This is a genomic window from Devosia sp. FKR38 (assembly GCF_005222805.1).
In the GTDB taxonomy this organism is placed as follows: domain Bacteria; phylum Pseudomonadota; class Alphaproteobacteria; order Rhizobiales; family Devosiaceae; genus Devosia.
Genome location: NZ_STGC01000005.1, coordinates 1,775,651 through 1,791,451, shown reverse-complemented (window position 1 = coordinate 1,791,451; position 15,801 = coordinate 1,775,651). Strand labels below are relative to the sequence as shown.

The following is a 15,801-nucleotide window of genomic DNA, read 5'->3' as shown; positions in this document are numbered from 1 at the left end:
CATGAGCACTGAAATCACAACCGATGTCGTCGTCATCGGCGCCGGCCCCTGCGGGCTGTTTGCGGCCTTTGAACTCGGGTTGCTCGATCTCAAATGCCATTTCGTTGACATTCTCGACCGCCCCGGCGGGCAGTGTGCAGAGCTCTATCCGGAAAAGCCGATCTATGACATTCCGGGTTTTCCCGTGGTCACCGGCCAGCAGCTCACCGACAATCTGATGGCGCAGATCGCGCCGTTCAGCCCGGAATTCCATTTCAACCGCATGGTCAATTCCATCGTCAAGCAGGACGACGGCTCGTTCAAGCTGACCACCGATGCCGACGAAGTCTTCCACGCCAAGGTGGTGGTGATCGCCGCGGGTGGTGGTTCGTTCCAGCCCAAGCGCCCGCCGGTGGATGGCATCGAGGCCTATGAGAACAAGTCGGTGTTCTATTCGGTCCGCAAGATGGACGACTTCCGCGGCCAGGACGTGGTGATCGTCGGCGGCGGCGACTCGGCGCTGGACTGGACGCTGAACCTGCAGCCCATCGTCAATTCGCTGACGCTGGTGCATCGCCGCGCCGTGTTCAAGGCCGCGCCGGCCTCGGTGAACAAGATGCAGGAGCTGGTGGCCGAGGGAAAGATCAACTTCCTCACCGGCCAGATCGCCAAGCTCGACGGCGCCGACGGCCAGCTGACCCATGTGCACCTGACCACCGATGCCGGCGATCTCGCCGTGCCGGCAACGCGCCTACTGCCGTTCTTCGGCCTCACCATGAAGCTGGGCCCGGTGGCCGATTGGGGCCTTGAGCTCAACGACAACACCATCGTGGTCGACACCGAAAAATTCCAGACTTCGGTGCCCGGCATTTTCGCTATCGGCGACATCAATGCCTATCCCGGCAAGCTCAAGCTGATCCTGTCTGGCTTCCACGAGGCTGCACTGATGGCGCAGGCTGCCAAGGCCATCGTCGCGCCGGGCGAGCGCGTGGTGTTCCAGTACACCACCAGCTCGACCAAGCTGCAGAAGAAGCTGGGCGTGGCATAATGAAGATCCTTGTGACCGACCAGGCCGGCGTTGACCACGAGCTCGAAGGGCTCGAGGGCTGGCGCGTGATGGAGGTCATCCGTGACTGGGGCCTCAACATCAAGGCGGAATGTGGTGGCGCGCTCAGCTGTGCCACCTGCCATGTCTATGTCGACAAGGACTGGCTCGACGTGGTCGGCCCGCCGAGCGACGAGGAAGAGGACATGCTCGACAGCGTTGGTGACGTGCGGCCCAATTCGCGCCTCAGCTGCCAGATCCTGATGAGCGATGCCCTCGACGGCCTCAAGCTGACGCTGGCGCCGAGCGCCGCCAAGGACTGACCGAGAGCCGGCCTATTTGGCGACGTCGCCGGCCAGGCGCGTCAGCTCTGGAATGAAATCCCGCACCACCGGCTGCGGCTGGGTGTCGAAGGGCAGGGGCCGCACCACCCGCATGGCGGCGATGCCGACCCGCACCGTCATCAGGCCATTGACCACGCCTTCGCCCAGCCGGGCGGAGAGCTTGGCGGCGATGCCCTGGCCCACCAGTTGCTCGACAATGCCATCGGTGAGCACCAGGCCACCCGTGACGGCCAGATGGGCCAGAACGGCCCCCGTGAGCCGCCAGAAGCCAAAAAAGCCTGGGCGGGCGCCATAGAGCGCGGCAATGGCGCCGGCCAGGCGGATGCTCTCATAGACGACGAAGGCAATATCGACCAGGGCGCGCGGCGAGACCGCCGTGACCAGGGCGACGCGCCGGGCTGACGCCGCGGTCAACACCTTGGCGCGGGCGTCGAGCGGCGCCATCAGGCTGCGCTCGGCCATGGCGACAATCTCGTGGCCATCGAACAGATGCGGCAGGTTTTCGCTGACACTCTGGCGAGCCCGGGCCAGATCGGCGCGCGGACCATAGATGCCCAGCAGATGCTCGGCGATGCGGTGGGCCTTGTGCGGATCATTGTCGGCGACGGCCAGCGCGGCTTCGCGCTTGAGGGCATCCAGCGCGCGCAGGCGCCGCAGGGCATAGGCCTCGCGGATGGCCAGGGCCAAGGCGGCCAGCAGGAACAGCCCGAGCACGCCGATGCCCAGCCAGCCCAGCCAGGGATTGGCAGAAAACAGGTCGCGGATCAGCCGATCGGCCGCTAGGCCCAGGCCGGCGGAGACCAGGATGCCGCCGGTGCTCCAGAGCAGGCGGCCCCACCAGCTCATGCGGCGGATGGGCGGGGCGACCAGCGCGGTCTCGTCCGTCGGGTCGAAGACCGGTTCAGCCAGTTCGACCGCATCGGGCGCGAAGGCGCGGGGCGCGCGGATGGTGATGCTGTCGTCGCGGTCAGCGGATACGGGACGGGCGATGGGGCGTTTCATGCGAGCCAGTCTCCGATCAGATAGTCGAGGGCGCGATCGAAGCGAATATGGGGCAGCACCACATCGCCACTGGCATTGCGCTCGATGCGGGCCGGCGGCGCGAAGCGGAGGAAGTTGAGCGCCACGGGCGTGCCATCCTCGAATAGTGAATCGGGTCGTTCCGGCAAGTCCCCGGGAAACAAGGCGATTTCCGATTTGCCGTCATAGGTGACGCCATCCAGGGTCTCGCCCTGCATCGGCGTGCCGATCAGCGTGGGCAGGGTTTCTCCGGCCTCTGTAATGGTGCCCTCGCGCGTGGCGCGCAGGCCGGCGATGGCCAGCGAGCGTGTGTCGGCGCCGGCAAAGCGGGCGCGCTTGCTGGCATTGGCGACCAGCCGATTGAGAATGGCGCCCAGGCGATCGTGGCTGGTGTGGTGGACGTGATCGGCCTTGGTGGCGGCGAACAGGATGCGATCAATGCGCCGCGCGAAGGGGCGCAGCAGGGCATTGGCCTCGCCCTGGCGGAAGCAGGCCAGCACGGCGGTGAGCGCCGTTTCCAGATCGGCGACGGCCGCTGGGCCGGCATTAAGGGCGCGCAGTGTGTCGACCAGCACGACCTGGCGGTCGAGGCGGGCGAAATGGTCGCGGAAGAAGGGGCGCACCACCTGGGCCTTATAGGCCTCGTAGCGATGCTCCAGCATGGCGTAGAGGCTGCCGTGGCGGCTGGGTGTTGCCGGGGGCGGCAAGGGCGCAAAGGTCAGGGCCGGCGAGCCTTCGAGATCACCCGGCAGCAGGAAGCGCCCCGGCGGCAGCGTGGAGAGTGCGCCATCCTCGCGGCTGCGGCGCAGATAGTCGGTGAAGCTGGTGGCCAGCCGTTCGGCATCGGGGTCATTGGCGGGCTTGGCGGTGTCGATCTCGGCCAGTTGCGCGAGGAAGGGGCCGGCCTCGGTGGCGGAACCGGGACGGCGGGCGCGCTCCAGCGCCTCGGCGCTCCACTGGGCAAAGCTCAGACCCAGCAGCGGCAGGTCGAGCAGCCATTCGCCGGGATAGTCGACTATATCGAGATTAAGCGTCGAGGGGCCGCGCAGGCCATTGTACCAGTGGCGGGACTGATACTTCAGCACCAGGCGCAGTTGCGAGATGCGGCGCGTGCCCTCTGGCCAGGCCGGGTTCTTGCCGGTCAGGGTCTCGAGGTGCTGCTCATAGGCAAAGCGCGGGATGGTCGCGTCAGGATATTCGGCCAGCCGGGCGCCGATGAAACGGCCTTCGGCCAGCGGCGTGAAGCCGGGCATGCGTCCGCCGGTCAGCAGATTGTGCACCAGGGCAGTGATGAAGATGGTCTTGCCGGCCCGGCTGAGGCCGGTGACGCCCAGGCGCAGCGTGGGGGTAAAGGCCCCTGTGGCGGCATCGGCCATATTGGCCAGGGCAATGCCCAGTTCGTCGACAATGGTCGTGGGAGGTTGGGGCACGCGCGGGTCTCTCGATCAGACCGGAAGATAGGGATTTGTGCGGCGTGTGCAATGGGCCCCGCTGCACGCGGGGCCCGAGGGACTGGGCGGTGTCAGCGCCCGATCTCGTTCATGTCGTATGGCGTGGTCTGATAGATCTCGTTGATCCAGTTCTGGAACAGCAGATGGGCGTGGCTGCGCCAGCGGTTTTCCGGCTGGGCGGTGGTGTCGCCATTGGGGAACAGATTGGCCGGCGGCGGGGTATCGAGGCCGGCCTTGACGTCGCGCTCATACTCATCGGCCAGCGAGCGATTGTCGTACTCGAGGTGATTGAGGAAGTGCACGGCGCGGTGCTTGGCATCGCCCAGCATGCACAGGCCAATCTCGCTATTGTCGATCAGCACTTCGAGGTTCGGCCCCAGCGTCGTGCGGTCGATGTCGTTGTAGCGCGACACCGGCACCATGGGGCGGTCGGAGAAGCCACGAAGATAGGGCGAGCGCGGATTGACCACATCATGCCGGAACACGCCGAACGCCTTGTGGGGCGTGCGGTAGCGGCGGACACCGTGGAAATGGTGTAGCGCCGCCTGGGCGCCCCAACAGATGAACATGGTGTGGTGCACATTGGTCTGTGTCCAATCCATGATCTCGACCATCTCAGGCCAGTAGCGCACCTCCTCGAAGGGGATGTGGGCAACCGGCGCGCCGGTGATGATCAGGCCGTCGAACTTGCGGCCGCGCACTTCCTCCCAGGTGCTATAGAAGCTGCGCAGATAGTCCTCGGAGGTGTTCTTGGACTGGTGCTCGGTGACGCGGACCAGGGTCAGGTCGACCTGCAGCGGCGTCGCGCCGATGAGCCGGGCGAACTGGGTCTCGGTCCGCTCCTTGTTGGGCATCAGGTTGAGCAGGCCGATCTCGAGCGGGCGGATGTCCTGCCGCGCGGCGCGCGTGGAGTCCATGACATTGACGCCCTCGTCTTCGAGGGTCTTGCGGGCGGGCAGGTTGTCGGGAATTCGAATAGGCATGGCAGCCTCTTAGGTGGCGATGATGAGGAAGCGATTCAAGCGGTGCGCGTCTCCAACAGGAGATCGCGCTATCGCATTCGCCGCTCGATCGCCGCCGCCATCAGATCGATGAACTCATCGCCGTCGCGCACCATGGCCAGGTCGGAGGCCTCGACGGTGTAGCCAAAATTGTCAGCCAGCGCCTGGTAGCGCGGCAGACGATCGTGCAGCAGGGCCTCAAAGCCCCAGGCGCCAAAGCCGGAGGGATCGACGTCGCAATCCTCGGCAATGCCGTTGATCAGCTTGTATTCGGCCCATTTCTCAACAAGGAACTGCGGCCGGTAATACATCGGCTTGGGGCTCTGCTTGAAGCGCCGCACCAGCTCGGCCGCATCCTTGCCGGTGCCGCGGATGTAGAGCAGGGCGGTGGAGGCCGCCAGCGTGCGCACCACGGGGTCCTCGGGGTCGGTGGGGTCGATGACCTCGATCAGCGAACCGCCGGTATCGGCGATGAAATTGTCATAGCCATAGAGCGCCTTGGCGCGCTCGATGAAGTGCGGCACGTCCTGCAGGGCGGCGATTTCGGCGACGCGATGCTGCTCCTGGCGGCGCTGGTATTCGACCAGCGGCAGGCCGCCACGGTCCGGATTGCCGGGCGTGCCGAGATAGCTCGACAGCGGATCGAGATTGCCAAAGGTCAGGTTGGACGAGATGTAGATCGAGTCCGAGCGCAGGAGCTGGGCCAGGAAGGGGACCTTCATGGCCTCGCGCTTGAAATTGTCGACGATGGCCTCGCCCATGTAGCGCGTGCCGATGCGATAATCGGCCGAATAATGGAACCAGTTGGACGCCCGCAGCATGGCGGACAGCCGGGTCTTGCCCACCCCGGCCATGCCGAAGACGGTCACGGCGCGACGCGGCGACTGGATGAACTCATCGGCAGACTGGAACAGCATGGCGGGCCCCGAAACACAGGCCTTTCCCCATACTGCATGGCACAGCTGACCACAAGCGTGCGGCAATTTCTGCCGTGCGCTCGGACTCTTCTGCCGCTCAAGGCCGTCTCTGACGCTCAAGAATGGCAAATTACCCAACAGAATCAATGATCAACGCAGTTGGCACTGCGTTTGCTTCTAGAGGGATGAACGCGTCTGAAGGCGCAAACGGGGTTTACGGAGTATCTCATGGGTATTTATGGCGCTCTTTCCAGTGCGGTGACCGGTCTCAGGGCGCAGTCGCACGCGTTGGAAAACATCTCGGGCAACATCGCGAACTCGCAGACCACGGGTTACAAGCGCATTGAGACCGACTTCCTCGACCTGATCCCCGATGCGCCGCTGAAGCGTCAGGTTCCGGGCGCCGTGCTGGCGCAGTCGCGCGGCACCAATGACGTGCAGGGCGATATCAAGACGGTGTCCAGCGAGACCTTTGTGGCGCTGAACTCGAATGGCTTCTTTGTGGTTGAGCCCAAGATTGGCCAGTCGGACGGCAATTCGGTGTTTGCCGGCACCAATTTCTACACCCGTCGCGGCGACTTCGAGATCGACAAGGATGGTCTGCTGGTCAATGGCGCTGGCTATTACCTCAAGGGTCTGCCGATCGACACCACCACGGGCAATATCTCGGGCTCGGTGCCCGAAGTGATCAAGCTCTCCAACGCCTTCCTGCCGGCGCAGGTGACCAATCGCATCAACTACCAGGCCAACCTGCCGCAGTTGCCCAAGACCACCAACTACAATGCCACGGTCTACAACAGCGAGCTGATGGAGCCGAACTCCTATTCCGGCTATGCGGGCGCATCCACCTCGGCGGCGATGACCGGTGGTGCCCTGACCGGCGGCAATGCGGCCAATACGGTGTTCACCGTCGGCAGCACCGTGTCGCTCAACGTCAACGGCATCGCCACCACATTCGAATTCACCAATGGTGGTGCGGCAGCAAGCGGCCGCCAGGCGATCGATATCACGACGGCGCCGGGCACGGTTGCCAGCGTGCTGGCGACCATGCAGGCCTCCCTGCGCTCTGCAGGCGGCCCGGCGGCGGCCAGCGCCGTGATCGACATCAATGCCGGCAATCTGCGCATCAACCTGGGCAGTGATTATCATGCCAAGTTCTCGGTGACTGGCGGTACCCCGGCCCAGCTCGCGGCCCTGGGTCTGACCAATCCGAGCGAATCCAGCGCTCCGACTCGTCCCACAGTCACCACGATCGCGGCCAGCGACGATACGCTGTTCAAGTCCAACTCGGTGGCCGGTGGCGCCATCACGGTCTATGCCTCCAACGGTGCGCCGGCGAACGTGCAGATGCGCTGGGCCAAGGTGGACAGCGCGGCCTCGGGCGGCAAGGACACCTGGAACCTGTTCTACATGTCGGATAGCGCGGCCAAGGGCAGCTCGCCGATGTGGACCAATACCGGCCAGACCTACACCTTTGGCGCTGCTGGCTCGCTGGCCCCTCCGGGTGTGTCGTCGACCTCGCTGAACAATCTGACCATCAATGGCGTGTCGATCGGCAATGTCGAGCTCAAGCACGACACCAACGGCATTTCCCAGTTCGCCGACGTCAACGGCACGGTGAATGTGTCGACGCTGAACCAGAACGGCTATGGCGCTGGCGAATTCGTGTCGGTGGCCATCAACGACAGCGGCCGCGTGGTGGCGACCTACTCCAACGGCGAGCGCATCGACATGGCGCAGGTGGTGACGGCGCAGTTCAACGCCATCAACCAGCTCAAGCGCCTGGATGGTGGCGTGTTCTCCACCACTTCGGAATCGGGCGAAGCGATCCTGGACCTTTCCGGTTCGGGCATCATCGGTGGCGCACTGGAAGCCTCCAATACCGATATCTCGGACGAGTTCACCAAGCTGATCGTGACGCAGCAGGCCTATGCGGCCGGCACGCGCATCGTCAGCGCCGCCGACAAGATGCTGCAAGAAGCGCTGAACATGATCCGCTAAGGCGGCAACGCAAGTTAGGGCTCGGGACCAGGTGTTCCGGGCTCGGTCCCCGCGTGAGGAGTCCAAGTCATGGGTTTGACGACGTCACTGACCAATGCTGTGTCCGGTTTGCGGACAAACCAGGATTCGCTGGATCTTGTCAGTCGCAACATCGCCAATTCGGGCACGCCCGGGTATCACAAGCAGTCGCTGAACGTCATCGACTACAATACCCAGACGAGCTCCTATGCGCGCAGCGCCGGGGCCAATCGGGCCTTCAACCAGAGCCTGCAGAGCTATTACACGCGCCAGGTGTCGGACACCTCCAATTCCTCCATCCAGGCTAGCTATCTGAACCGCCTGCAGGGCTTCCTGGGCAAGCCGGGTTCGGCAGGTTCGATGGACAAGCTGTTCGGCAATCTGCAGAACGCCATCCAGGGCATTGCCACCAGCCCGGACGACTATAATACCCGTGCTCAGGCCGTCGCCTCCGCGCAGAGCATGGTGGAGACGCTCAACCGTCTCTCGACCACGATCCAGTCCATGCGGCAGGAAACCGAGAGCCAGATCGCCACTGACGTCCATGACATCAACGGCATGCTCAATTCCCTGCAGGAAGTGAACACCCGCATGCTCGATCTGGGCATGACCGATGGTGCCCGCTCTGCCCTGCTGGACCAGCGCGATCGCCTCGTCGCTTCGGTTGCCGATCTCATCGACGTGCGTGCCGACTACCGTGGTGACGGCACGGTGGCGCTGATGACCCGCTCGGGCGTGGGCCTGCTGGACAATGGTGTCTCGACCTTCAAGTTCGAGAGCGCCGGCAATCTGTCGCCCAACTCGCAGTTCGATCCCGATCCGGCCAAGACCAAGGTGGGCAAGCTGACGCTGACCACGCCGTCTGGGCTGACCATCGACCTGGTGACCCAGGGCGTGCTGCAGGGCGGCGAGCTGGGCGGCCTGGTCACCCTGCGCGACAAGACGCTGGTGGAAGCCCAGGACCAGCTGGACGAGGTCGCGGCCGGCCTGGCGCAGGCCTTCTCGACCCTCAAGACGCCGGGCACCGCCGTTACGGCCGGTGCGGCCAATGGCTTTGACATTGACATCAGCCAGCTCAAGCCGGGCAATGACGTGCTGCTCACCTACACCGAGAACGGGGTGGAGAAGCGCGTGCGCGTGGTCAATTCCACCGACGGGCAGGACTATAAGGACGCCTCGGGCCAGCGGGTGATCAGCGTTGATCTCTCTGGCAATTCGACGACCGCCGCCGCGGCGCTTGCGGCCAAGCTGCCGGGTCTGGCCATCACCAGCACTGGCGCTGGCAATCTGCGCGTGCTGGACGATGGCGCCACCGGGCAGACCGACGTCAAGGCGGCGGTTTCCCGCCCCAGCTCGAACGGGCTGCAGGACGCCGGCCTGGCGTTCAACCTGTTCGTCGACCAGGGCAATGCCAGCTTCACCAATAATCTGGACACCGACCCGCCGCAGAAGCGGGGCTTTGCAGCCCGTATCTCGGTCAATCCGGCGATTGTGGCCAACAACAAGCTGATGGTGCAGTACCAGACCGGCGGCACGCTGGGCGATGCTGACCGCGCCAACTATGTCATCAAGCAGCTCAACGAGATGAGTTTCACGTCCGGCGGCAATCCGATTGCCAGTCCGGGCAAGTTCCAGCTCAGCGGCAATCTGAGCACGGTCATCTCGCAGGTGATTGGCTTCCAGGGTGCCAGCATCAATGCCGCCACCACCAAGGCCGATGACCGCCAGCTGACGCTCGACACCATCACTGACCAGATGGACACCGAATATGGGGTGAATGTCGACGAGGAAATGGCCCGCCTGATGGAACTGCAGAATGCCTATGCCGCCAACGCCCGCGTGGTGTCGGTGGTCAAGGAACTGCTCGATGCCCTGTTCGCGACGGTCTAGAGGAGTAGCGCAAGATGATCGTCAACAAGTCCATGTTCCCGATCCAGACCGGTTTCGGCGTCATCTCCAAGATGCAGGACCGCTTTGCCACGCTGCAGATGCAGCTGGGGACGGGCGATAAGGCATCTACACTGTCCGAAATGGGTCGCGACCTGCCCATGTCGCTGTCCGTGCGCTCGCGCCTGGCCAAGATCGATGGCTTCTCGGCCAATATCGAAACGGTCAAGCTGCGCCTGAGCTTTCTGGACAAGACCATGTCGCGCCTCGACGCCATCGAGGGCGAGGCGCGCAATTCGGCGGTGCAGGGCCAGTATGGCACCAACAATATCAATATGGCGACGCTGCCCAGCCTGTCCAAGGCGCGGCTGGATGAAGTGGTGACGCTGCTCAATTCCGACGTGGCCGGCCGCTATCTCTTCGGCGGCGCCAATACCGACAGTGCGCCACTGCCCGACACCGAGACGCTGCTGAACGGGCAGGGTGGCAAGGCCGGCTTCAAGACTGTGGTCAGCGAGCGCAAGGCGGCGGATGCCGGGCTCGATGGTCGCGGACGTCTGGCGTCCAGCCAGGCGGTGGGCACCAGCACGGTCAAGCTCTCTGAAGACGGCGTCCATCCCTTCGGCATGAAGGTGTCGACCATCTCGACCACCAGCAGCAGCGTGACCGTGACCCAGCCGACAGCCGGAACGCTGCCGCTGGGCAAAGAGGTCGGTGTGACCTTTGCGATTGCGCCGGCGGCGCAGATCGTTGAGGGGCAGAGCATCTCTATGGGCTTTGCGCTGCCGGACGGCACCGAGACGCAGATCAGCCTGCGCGCCGTCACGGCGGCCAATGCAACCGGAGCTGTCGACGAGTTCGTCATCGGCGCCGATGCCGAAACGACCGCAGCCAATTTCAAGACCACGCTGGACGCCAAGCTGGTGCAGGTCGGCAAGAATGTGCTGGCTGGCGCTTCGACCTTTGCGGCGGCAGAGAACTTCTACAATGGCGCCGGTGAGCCGGTGCTGCGCGTGCAGGGCTCGCCCGCCACTGCCACGGCCCTGCGCGTTGCCGACGAAACCGATACCATCATGTGGTACAGCGGGCAGTCGCCCAGCGTTGCTGCTCAGGGGCTTGGTCGCCTGGGCGTCAGCGCGGCAACCGATACGGTGACACTGACCGAGAAGGCGCCTGTGTCGGCCAAGCATGGCTTCCAGATCAGCGCCGTCTCGGCCGACACAGCCAATATCGACACCACCTATACGGCCGCCGACCCCAGTTCGGTGGCGGTCAAGTTCAACAGTGTGCCCGTTGCCGGCGAGGCGGTTGACGTGACGCTGACCGATCCGTCCGGTACGTCGCGCACGGTCAAGCTGACCGCCGTGGTGGGCAAGGCCGGGCCGGGGCAGTTCGTCATCGGCGCAGATGTGAACAGCACGGCCGCCAACTTCTCGACGGCGCTCACCAGCTCGCTCAGCGAGGCTGCCGCGACCGCCCAGGGCAATCCGCGCCTGTCCGTGACGGCCCAGGTCGATGACAGCACCCGGGTGCCCTATGGCATTGAAGCCAATGAATCGGGGCTGCTGCGGATGATGCGCACGCTGTCCTCCCTGTCGGTGGAGACCTATCCGGACAGCGACACCAGCTCCAAGGACCGTTTCGACACCATGGCCCGGCGCCAGCAGTCCGAACTGTCCGAATCCCACAATTCCGAGGCAGGGTCGATCGAGATCCTGACCATGGAACTGGCCGTCGCCCACAATGCGCTGGATAATTCCGCCAAGCGCCACACCGACTACAAGTCGCAGCTGGACAATCTGCTGAGCGATGTCGAGACGGTGAGCAAGGAAGATGTGGCCATGGAAATCATGGCGCTGCAGACGCGGCTGCAGGCGAGCTATCAGGTGACCTCGATGGTCAGCAAGTTGAGCCTGGTCAATTTCCTCTAGGGAGACCGCCCAGGACAGGACAAAGAAAAACCCCCGCCAGTGGCGGGGGTTTTTCTTTGACTTTGACGGTGCGGATATCAGGAGCCGCGCAGGCCCGTGGCGATCTGGCGGTTCAGGCGCACCAGGATATCCAGGCGCTGCGGCGCGGGATCGATTTCGAGCAGGATTTCGCGGGTTTCGTTGAGGATGAACATGCCCAGATTGGCGATGTTCTGGCGGATTTCCTGGGGCAGCGGGCTGTCGGCCTTGGTCACGGACGACATGAAGATGGTCCACAGCTTGCGGTTGAAGGTCAGCGCGGTCTTGAGGTCCTCACGCGTCCCGGTATCCCACTCATCCTTGACACGCTGCAGGCCGGCGGCCGCCTTCATCAACAGTGCCGATTCACGTTCACGCGGCGATTCAACGACCTTGGTCGTCTGCTGGTAGGCCTGGGCGCCTTGCTGGTGCATGATTGAGGAGGTCCTGTTCGTACTCTATGAGCCTTTGAGCGGCCTTGAGAGCTTTGTAGAGGGCCCCGGTTAATATCTCGTTATTGATTTGATTAACTATCTCGGTCGAGGACGGAACCGCCTGCACGAAGTCGTTGATCAGCGAGAAATAAGTCTCGCGGGCAGGCCCGATATCGTCGTCGATATACATCAGCTGCACAGCCAGATAGATGCGCTTTGCGGGCGTATTGGCGGTCTCTGAGGTCAGGATGTCCTTTTCCCGCAGGATAGGGGCGCGGCCGTCAATAAACAGCCGTGTGCGCTGATCGGCATTGGTAATGATGCAATTGCCGACGAGGAGCTTTTCGCCCGGCTTGAGTTCTACCTTGAGCGCCATTGGCAGGTCTCCGCCACATTGAATCAGACACCAAGGTCTATCCTGCAAAAGGTCTTAAAACAATGAAGGCGGGCCTGAGCCCGCCTTGGTGTTTCCAGAGATTTGTCGCGCCGCTTAGCGGAGCAGCTGCAGCACCGACTGATCGGCCTGGCTGGCCAGCGACAGCGAGTTGGACGACAGCTGCTGGCGGGTCTGCAGGGCCAGCAGGTTGGCGGCTTCCTCGTTCATGTCGGCCAGGGTCAGGTTGCCGGCACCGTTCTCGAGCGTATCGATCATGGCCTTGGTGAAGTCCTGGCGGTTCTGCACGATCGACAGGTTGGAGCCGAAGGTCGACGCCTGCGAACGCACCTGGTTCAGGGCGGTCTTCATGTCGGCCAGCAGGCCGTCGATGGTGACGTCGCTGTCGAGCTGCTTGGCCTCCAGCGAGGTCGGGACGCCCAGGTTCGCCGAGTTGATGGTGTCGCCGTTCTTGGTCTGGATGTCGATGGACGACGTGCCCGTCTCGTTGAACGTGATGGCCAGCTTGTCGCCGCGCAGCAGGTTGATACCGTTGAAGGACGCGTCATCGGACAGCTTGTCGAGCTGGTCGCGCAGTTCGTTGAACTGGTCGGCCAGGCCGGAGCGGACAGAGTTGCCCTTGACGGTCGAGGTGCCCGTGGTGCCGTCCAGCTTGCCGGAGGTTCCATTCTTGCCGGTGATCGTCATGTCCTGCGTGGACTGGTTCTCCAGGCGCAGCTTGCCATTGTCATTGGAGGCGCGAACCTTGCCGATCAGCGAGGTGTTCTCGTTAACGGCCTTCACCAGATCGTCGACCGTGCGGGTGAAGTTCAGGCCGGTCTTGTCGGTGCCTGCAACAGTGCCGTTGGTCAGGGTGCCGAAGTAGCGCGCATCCGAACCACCGATGGTCAGCGTGCCCGCATCGTCACTGATTGCGCGCAGACCGAGCTTGCCGGCGTCGTTGTAAGCCTGGAACTTGGAGTCGGTGCCCAACTGGGTGTTGACGCTGGCAATAGCCGTCGTCAGATCGGCGCCGGTAACCGAGGTCAGTTCGATGGCCTTGCCATTGACGGTGAAGGTGGTCTTGCCGTCGGTGCCGGACACTGAGGTCGGGGTTGCGCCGAAGGTTGCGACCGCGTCGGTGCCGCTGACCTTGATGTCACCGTCGCCGGTTGCGGCGGCTTCAAGCTTGAGCAGGCCCGATGCTTCGGTCACGACAACCTTGCCGGCCAGGTCGCTCGCGTCGATCTGGGCGGTGATGGCCGCAACCAGTTCGGTGTTGGTGTCGCGCGTCGCGTCGGCCGCGAGGTTGACGGTGATCTTCTTGCCGCCGAACTCGATATCGAAGGTACGGGCGTTTTCAGAGGTACCAGCGGTGGCCGTCGCGTCATAGGTGATCGCCGTGCCGGTGCTGGTCACGCTCGACTTGGCTGCGGTGCCGGTGGGCGCCGCGAAGGCGGCCGTGGTCGAAAGGGCCTTGCCTGTGCCGGTCTTGGTCAGCGCCACATCGACCGGGCTGCCGACTGCGCCGCCGCCGATGGACAGCTTGCCCAGCGCCGGGTCGTTCGGGTTGACCTTATCGAGGGTCAGGGATTCGGTGTTGAAGGACTTGTCCTGACGGGCCTGACGCAGGGTCGACTGCATCGATTCCAGGGTCTTGGTCATGGCCGACAGGCCATTGTCCGCAGCCTTCAGAGTCTGAATGCCGTTGGCCATGGAGTCCATGAGGGCATTCAAATCGCTGGCGCGATTGGTGAGGCCCTTGGCCGTGAACCAGTTGCTGGGATTGTCCAGCGCCGAATTGACCTTGTTGCCGGTGGAGAGACGGGTCTGCGTCTCAGCCATCATGTCGGCCGTGCCCTTGAGCGAAAGGAGATTAGACCGGACGGCCTTGGAGAGTGAAATGTCAGACATCTATGCGATCCTTGCCCTGGGCCCGTCTCGGCCCCGTTGGAATATGGTTAACACCAGCTTTCTTAATGGTGTCTTAACCATGCGCATTAAGGGCATAGAAACTATCACGAGGGTGTTCGGCACTTGGACCGCCAATAGGGAAGGGGGCGGACCTTGCGGTCCGCCCCCTCGTTAATTTTCTCTTTGTCTGTCCGAGGATTAACGGATCAGCTGGAGAACCGACTGGTCAGCCTGGCTGGCCAGCGACAGCGAGTTGGAAGCCAGCGACTGACGGGTCTGGAGAGCCAGCAGATTGGCGGCTTCGCCATTCATGTCGGCCAGAGTCAGGTTGCCGGCGCCGTCTTCGAGGGTGCCAATCATCGAGTTGGTGAAGTCCTGGCGACCCTGAACGATCGACAGATTCGAACCGAAGCTGGATGCCTGCGAACGAACGTCGTTCAGGGCGGTCTTGAGCTTGGTCAGTTCAGCGTCGATGTTGGTGTCGGAGTCCAGGTCCTTGGCTTCGATGGTGGTCGAGACGCCCAGGTTGGCCGAGTTGACCGTCTTGCCGCTCTTGGTCTGGATGTCGATGGACGACGTGCCAGTTTCGTTGAACGTGATGGCCAGCTTGTCGCCACGCAGCAGGTTGATACCGTTGAAGGAGGCATCGTCTGCCAGCTTGTCGAGCTGGTCGCGCAGTTCGTTGAACTGGTCGGCCAGGCCGGAGCGGACGGAGTTGCCCTTGACGGTCGAGGTACCCGAAGTGCCGTCCAGCTTGCCGGAGGTGGCATTCTTGCCGGTGATCTTCAGGTCCTGCGTGGACTGGTTTTCCAGGCGCAGCTTGCCGTTGTCATTGGAGGCACGAACCTTGCCGTCGAGGCTGGCGTTGGCGTTGACAGCGGTCACCAGATCGTCGACCGAGCGGGTGAAGTTCAGGCCGGTCTTGTCGGCACCGGCGACAACGCCAGCAGCCGGGGTGCCAAAGTAGCGAGCGTCCGAACCGCCAACGCTCAGTGAGCCAGCGTCGTCGGTGATAGCGCGGAGACCGAGCTTGCCGCCGTCATTGTAGGCCTGGAACTTGGAGTCCGTGCCCAGCTGGGTGTTGACCGATGCGATGGCGTTGGTCAGCGTATCGCCGGCAGTGGTGCCGGTGGAGGCGCTGGTCAGTTCAACGGCCTTGCCATTGACGGTGAAGGTCGTCTTGCCGTCGGTGCCGGACACCTTTGTGGGAGCAGCACCAAAGGTTGCGGTGGCGTCGGTACCGCTAACTTCAATGTCACCGTCGCCGGTTGCGGCGGCTTCAAGCTTGAGAAGGCCCGATGCTTCGGTCACGACAACCTTGCCGGCCAGATCGCTTGCGTCGATCTGGGCGGTGATGGCGGCGACCAGTTCAGTATTGGTGTCGCGCGTTGCGTCGGCAGCGAGGTTGACGGTGGCCGTCTTGCCGCCGAACTTGATGTCGAAGGTACGGGCGTTTTCGGACGTGCCG

General features: G+C 63.5%; 13 protein-coding genes. 5 read left to right on the top strand and 8 right to left on the bottom strand.

Annotation, left to right across the window (positions count from 1 at the left end):
* Position 1: 1 nt before the first annotated feature.
* Both E8M79_RS13670 and E8M79_RS13665 read left to right on the top strand, forming a co-directional pair.
* Complete coding sequence (locus tag E8M79_RS13670) at positions 2 to 1,027, top strand: NAD(P)/FAD-dependent oxidoreductase (RefSeq protein ID WP_137152432.1); 1,026 nt, start codon at positions 2 to 4, stop codon at positions 1,025 to 1,027.
* Entirely contained in the window at positions 1,027 to 1,347 is a 321-nt protein-coding gene (locus E8M79_RS13665; protein ID WP_137152431.1) for a 2Fe-2S iron-sulfur cluster-binding protein, read from the top strand. The genes E8M79_RS13670 and E8M79_RS13665 overlap by 1 nt, the downstream gene beginning before the upstream one ends.
* Positions 1,348 to 1,359: 12 nt before the next feature.
* Here E8M79_RS13665 and E8M79_RS13660 read toward each other — a convergent pair whose 3' ends face one another.
* The 4 genes from E8M79_RS13660 to E8M79_RS13645 all read right to left on the bottom strand — a co-directional run bounded on the left by E8M79_RS13660 (position 1,360) and on the right by E8M79_RS13645 (position 5,757).
* On the bottom strand, positions 1,360 to 2,370 hold the full coding sequence (locus E8M79_RS13660) for a TIGR01620 family protein (RefSeq protein ID WP_137152430.1): 1,011 nt from the start codon (positions 2,368 to 2,370) through the stop codon (positions 1,360 to 1,362).
* Positions 2,367 to 3,764, bottom strand: coding sequence for a YcjX family protein (locus tag E8M79_RS13655; RefSeq protein ID WP_137153375.1), 1,398 nt, complete (start codon positions 3,762 to 3,764; stop codon positions 2,367 to 2,369). Before E8M79_RS13655 ends, E8M79_RS13660 begins: the two co-directional genes overlap by 4 nt.
* Positions 3,765 to 3,910: 146 nt before the next feature.
* Positions 3,911 to 4,822 (bottom strand): homoserine O-succinyltransferase, encoded by a 912-nt coding sequence (gene metA, locus E8M79_RS13650; protein ID WP_137152429.1) that lies wholly within the window; start codon positions 4,820 to 4,822, stop codon positions 3,911 to 3,913.
* 68 nt (positions 4,823 to 4,890) lie between these two features.
* Positions 4,891 to 5,757: an ATPase gene (locus tag E8M79_RS13645; protein ID WP_137152428.1), complete on the bottom strand. Its 867-nt coding sequence runs from the start codon at positions 5,755 to 5,757 to the stop codon at positions 4,891 to 4,893.
* Between the two features lie 228 nt (positions 5,758 to 5,985).
* Here E8M79_RS13645 and E8M79_RS13640 point away from each other — a divergent pair, with 228 nt between their 5' ends.
* The 3 genes from E8M79_RS13640 to E8M79_RS13630 all read left to right on the top strand — a co-directional run bounded on the left by E8M79_RS13640 (position 5,986) and on the right by E8M79_RS13630 (position 11,594).
* Positions 5,986 to 7,758 (top strand): flagellar hook-basal body complex protein, encoded by a 1,773-nt coding sequence (locus E8M79_RS13640; protein WP_137152427.1) that lies wholly within the window; start codon positions 5,986 to 5,988, stop codon positions 7,756 to 7,758.
* Between the two features lie 69 nt (positions 7,759 to 7,827).
* Positions 7,828 to 9,666, top strand: coding sequence for a flagellar hook-associated protein FlgK (flgK, locus tag E8M79_RS13635; RefSeq protein WP_137152426.1), 1,839 nt, complete (start codon positions 7,828 to 7,830; stop codon positions 9,664 to 9,666).
* A 14-nt stretch (positions 9,667 to 9,680) separates the two neighbouring features.
* Positions 9,681 to 11,594: a hypothetical protein gene (locus E8M79_RS13630; protein ID WP_137152425.1), complete on the top strand. Its 1,914-nt coding sequence runs from the start codon at positions 9,681 to 9,683 to the stop codon at positions 11,592 to 11,594.
* A gap of 77 nt (positions 11,595 to 11,671) precedes the next feature.
* Here the strand turns inward: E8M79_RS13630 and flaF are convergent, their stop codons facing one another.
* The 4 genes from flaF to E8M79_RS13610 form a co-directional block, all read right to left on the bottom strand.
* Positions 11,672 to 12,046, bottom strand: a complete 375-nt coding sequence (gene flaF, locus E8M79_RS13625) for a flagellar biosynthesis regulator FlaF (RefSeq protein ID WP_137152424.1) — start codon at positions 12,044 to 12,046, stop codon at positions 11,672 to 11,674.
* Positions 11,997 to 12,422 (bottom strand): flagellar biosynthesis repressor FlbT, encoded by a 426-nt coding sequence (gene flbT / locus E8M79_RS13620; protein ID WP_137152423.1) that lies wholly within the window; start codon positions 12,420 to 12,422, stop codon positions 11,997 to 11,999. Before flbT ends, flaF begins: the two co-directional genes overlap by 50 nt.
* A 114-nt stretch (positions 12,423 to 12,536) precedes the next feature.
* Positions 12,537 to 14,333 (bottom strand): flagellin, encoded by a 1,797-nt coding sequence (locus E8M79_RS13615; protein ID WP_137152422.1) that lies wholly within the window; start codon positions 14,331 to 14,333, stop codon positions 12,537 to 12,539.
* Positions 14,334 to 14,531: 198 nt separating this feature from the next.
* Positions 14,532 to 15,801 (bottom strand): flagellin (locus E8M79_RS13610; RefSeq protein WP_282568107.1); only part of this gene is annotated, 1,270 nt, incomplete at its 5' end.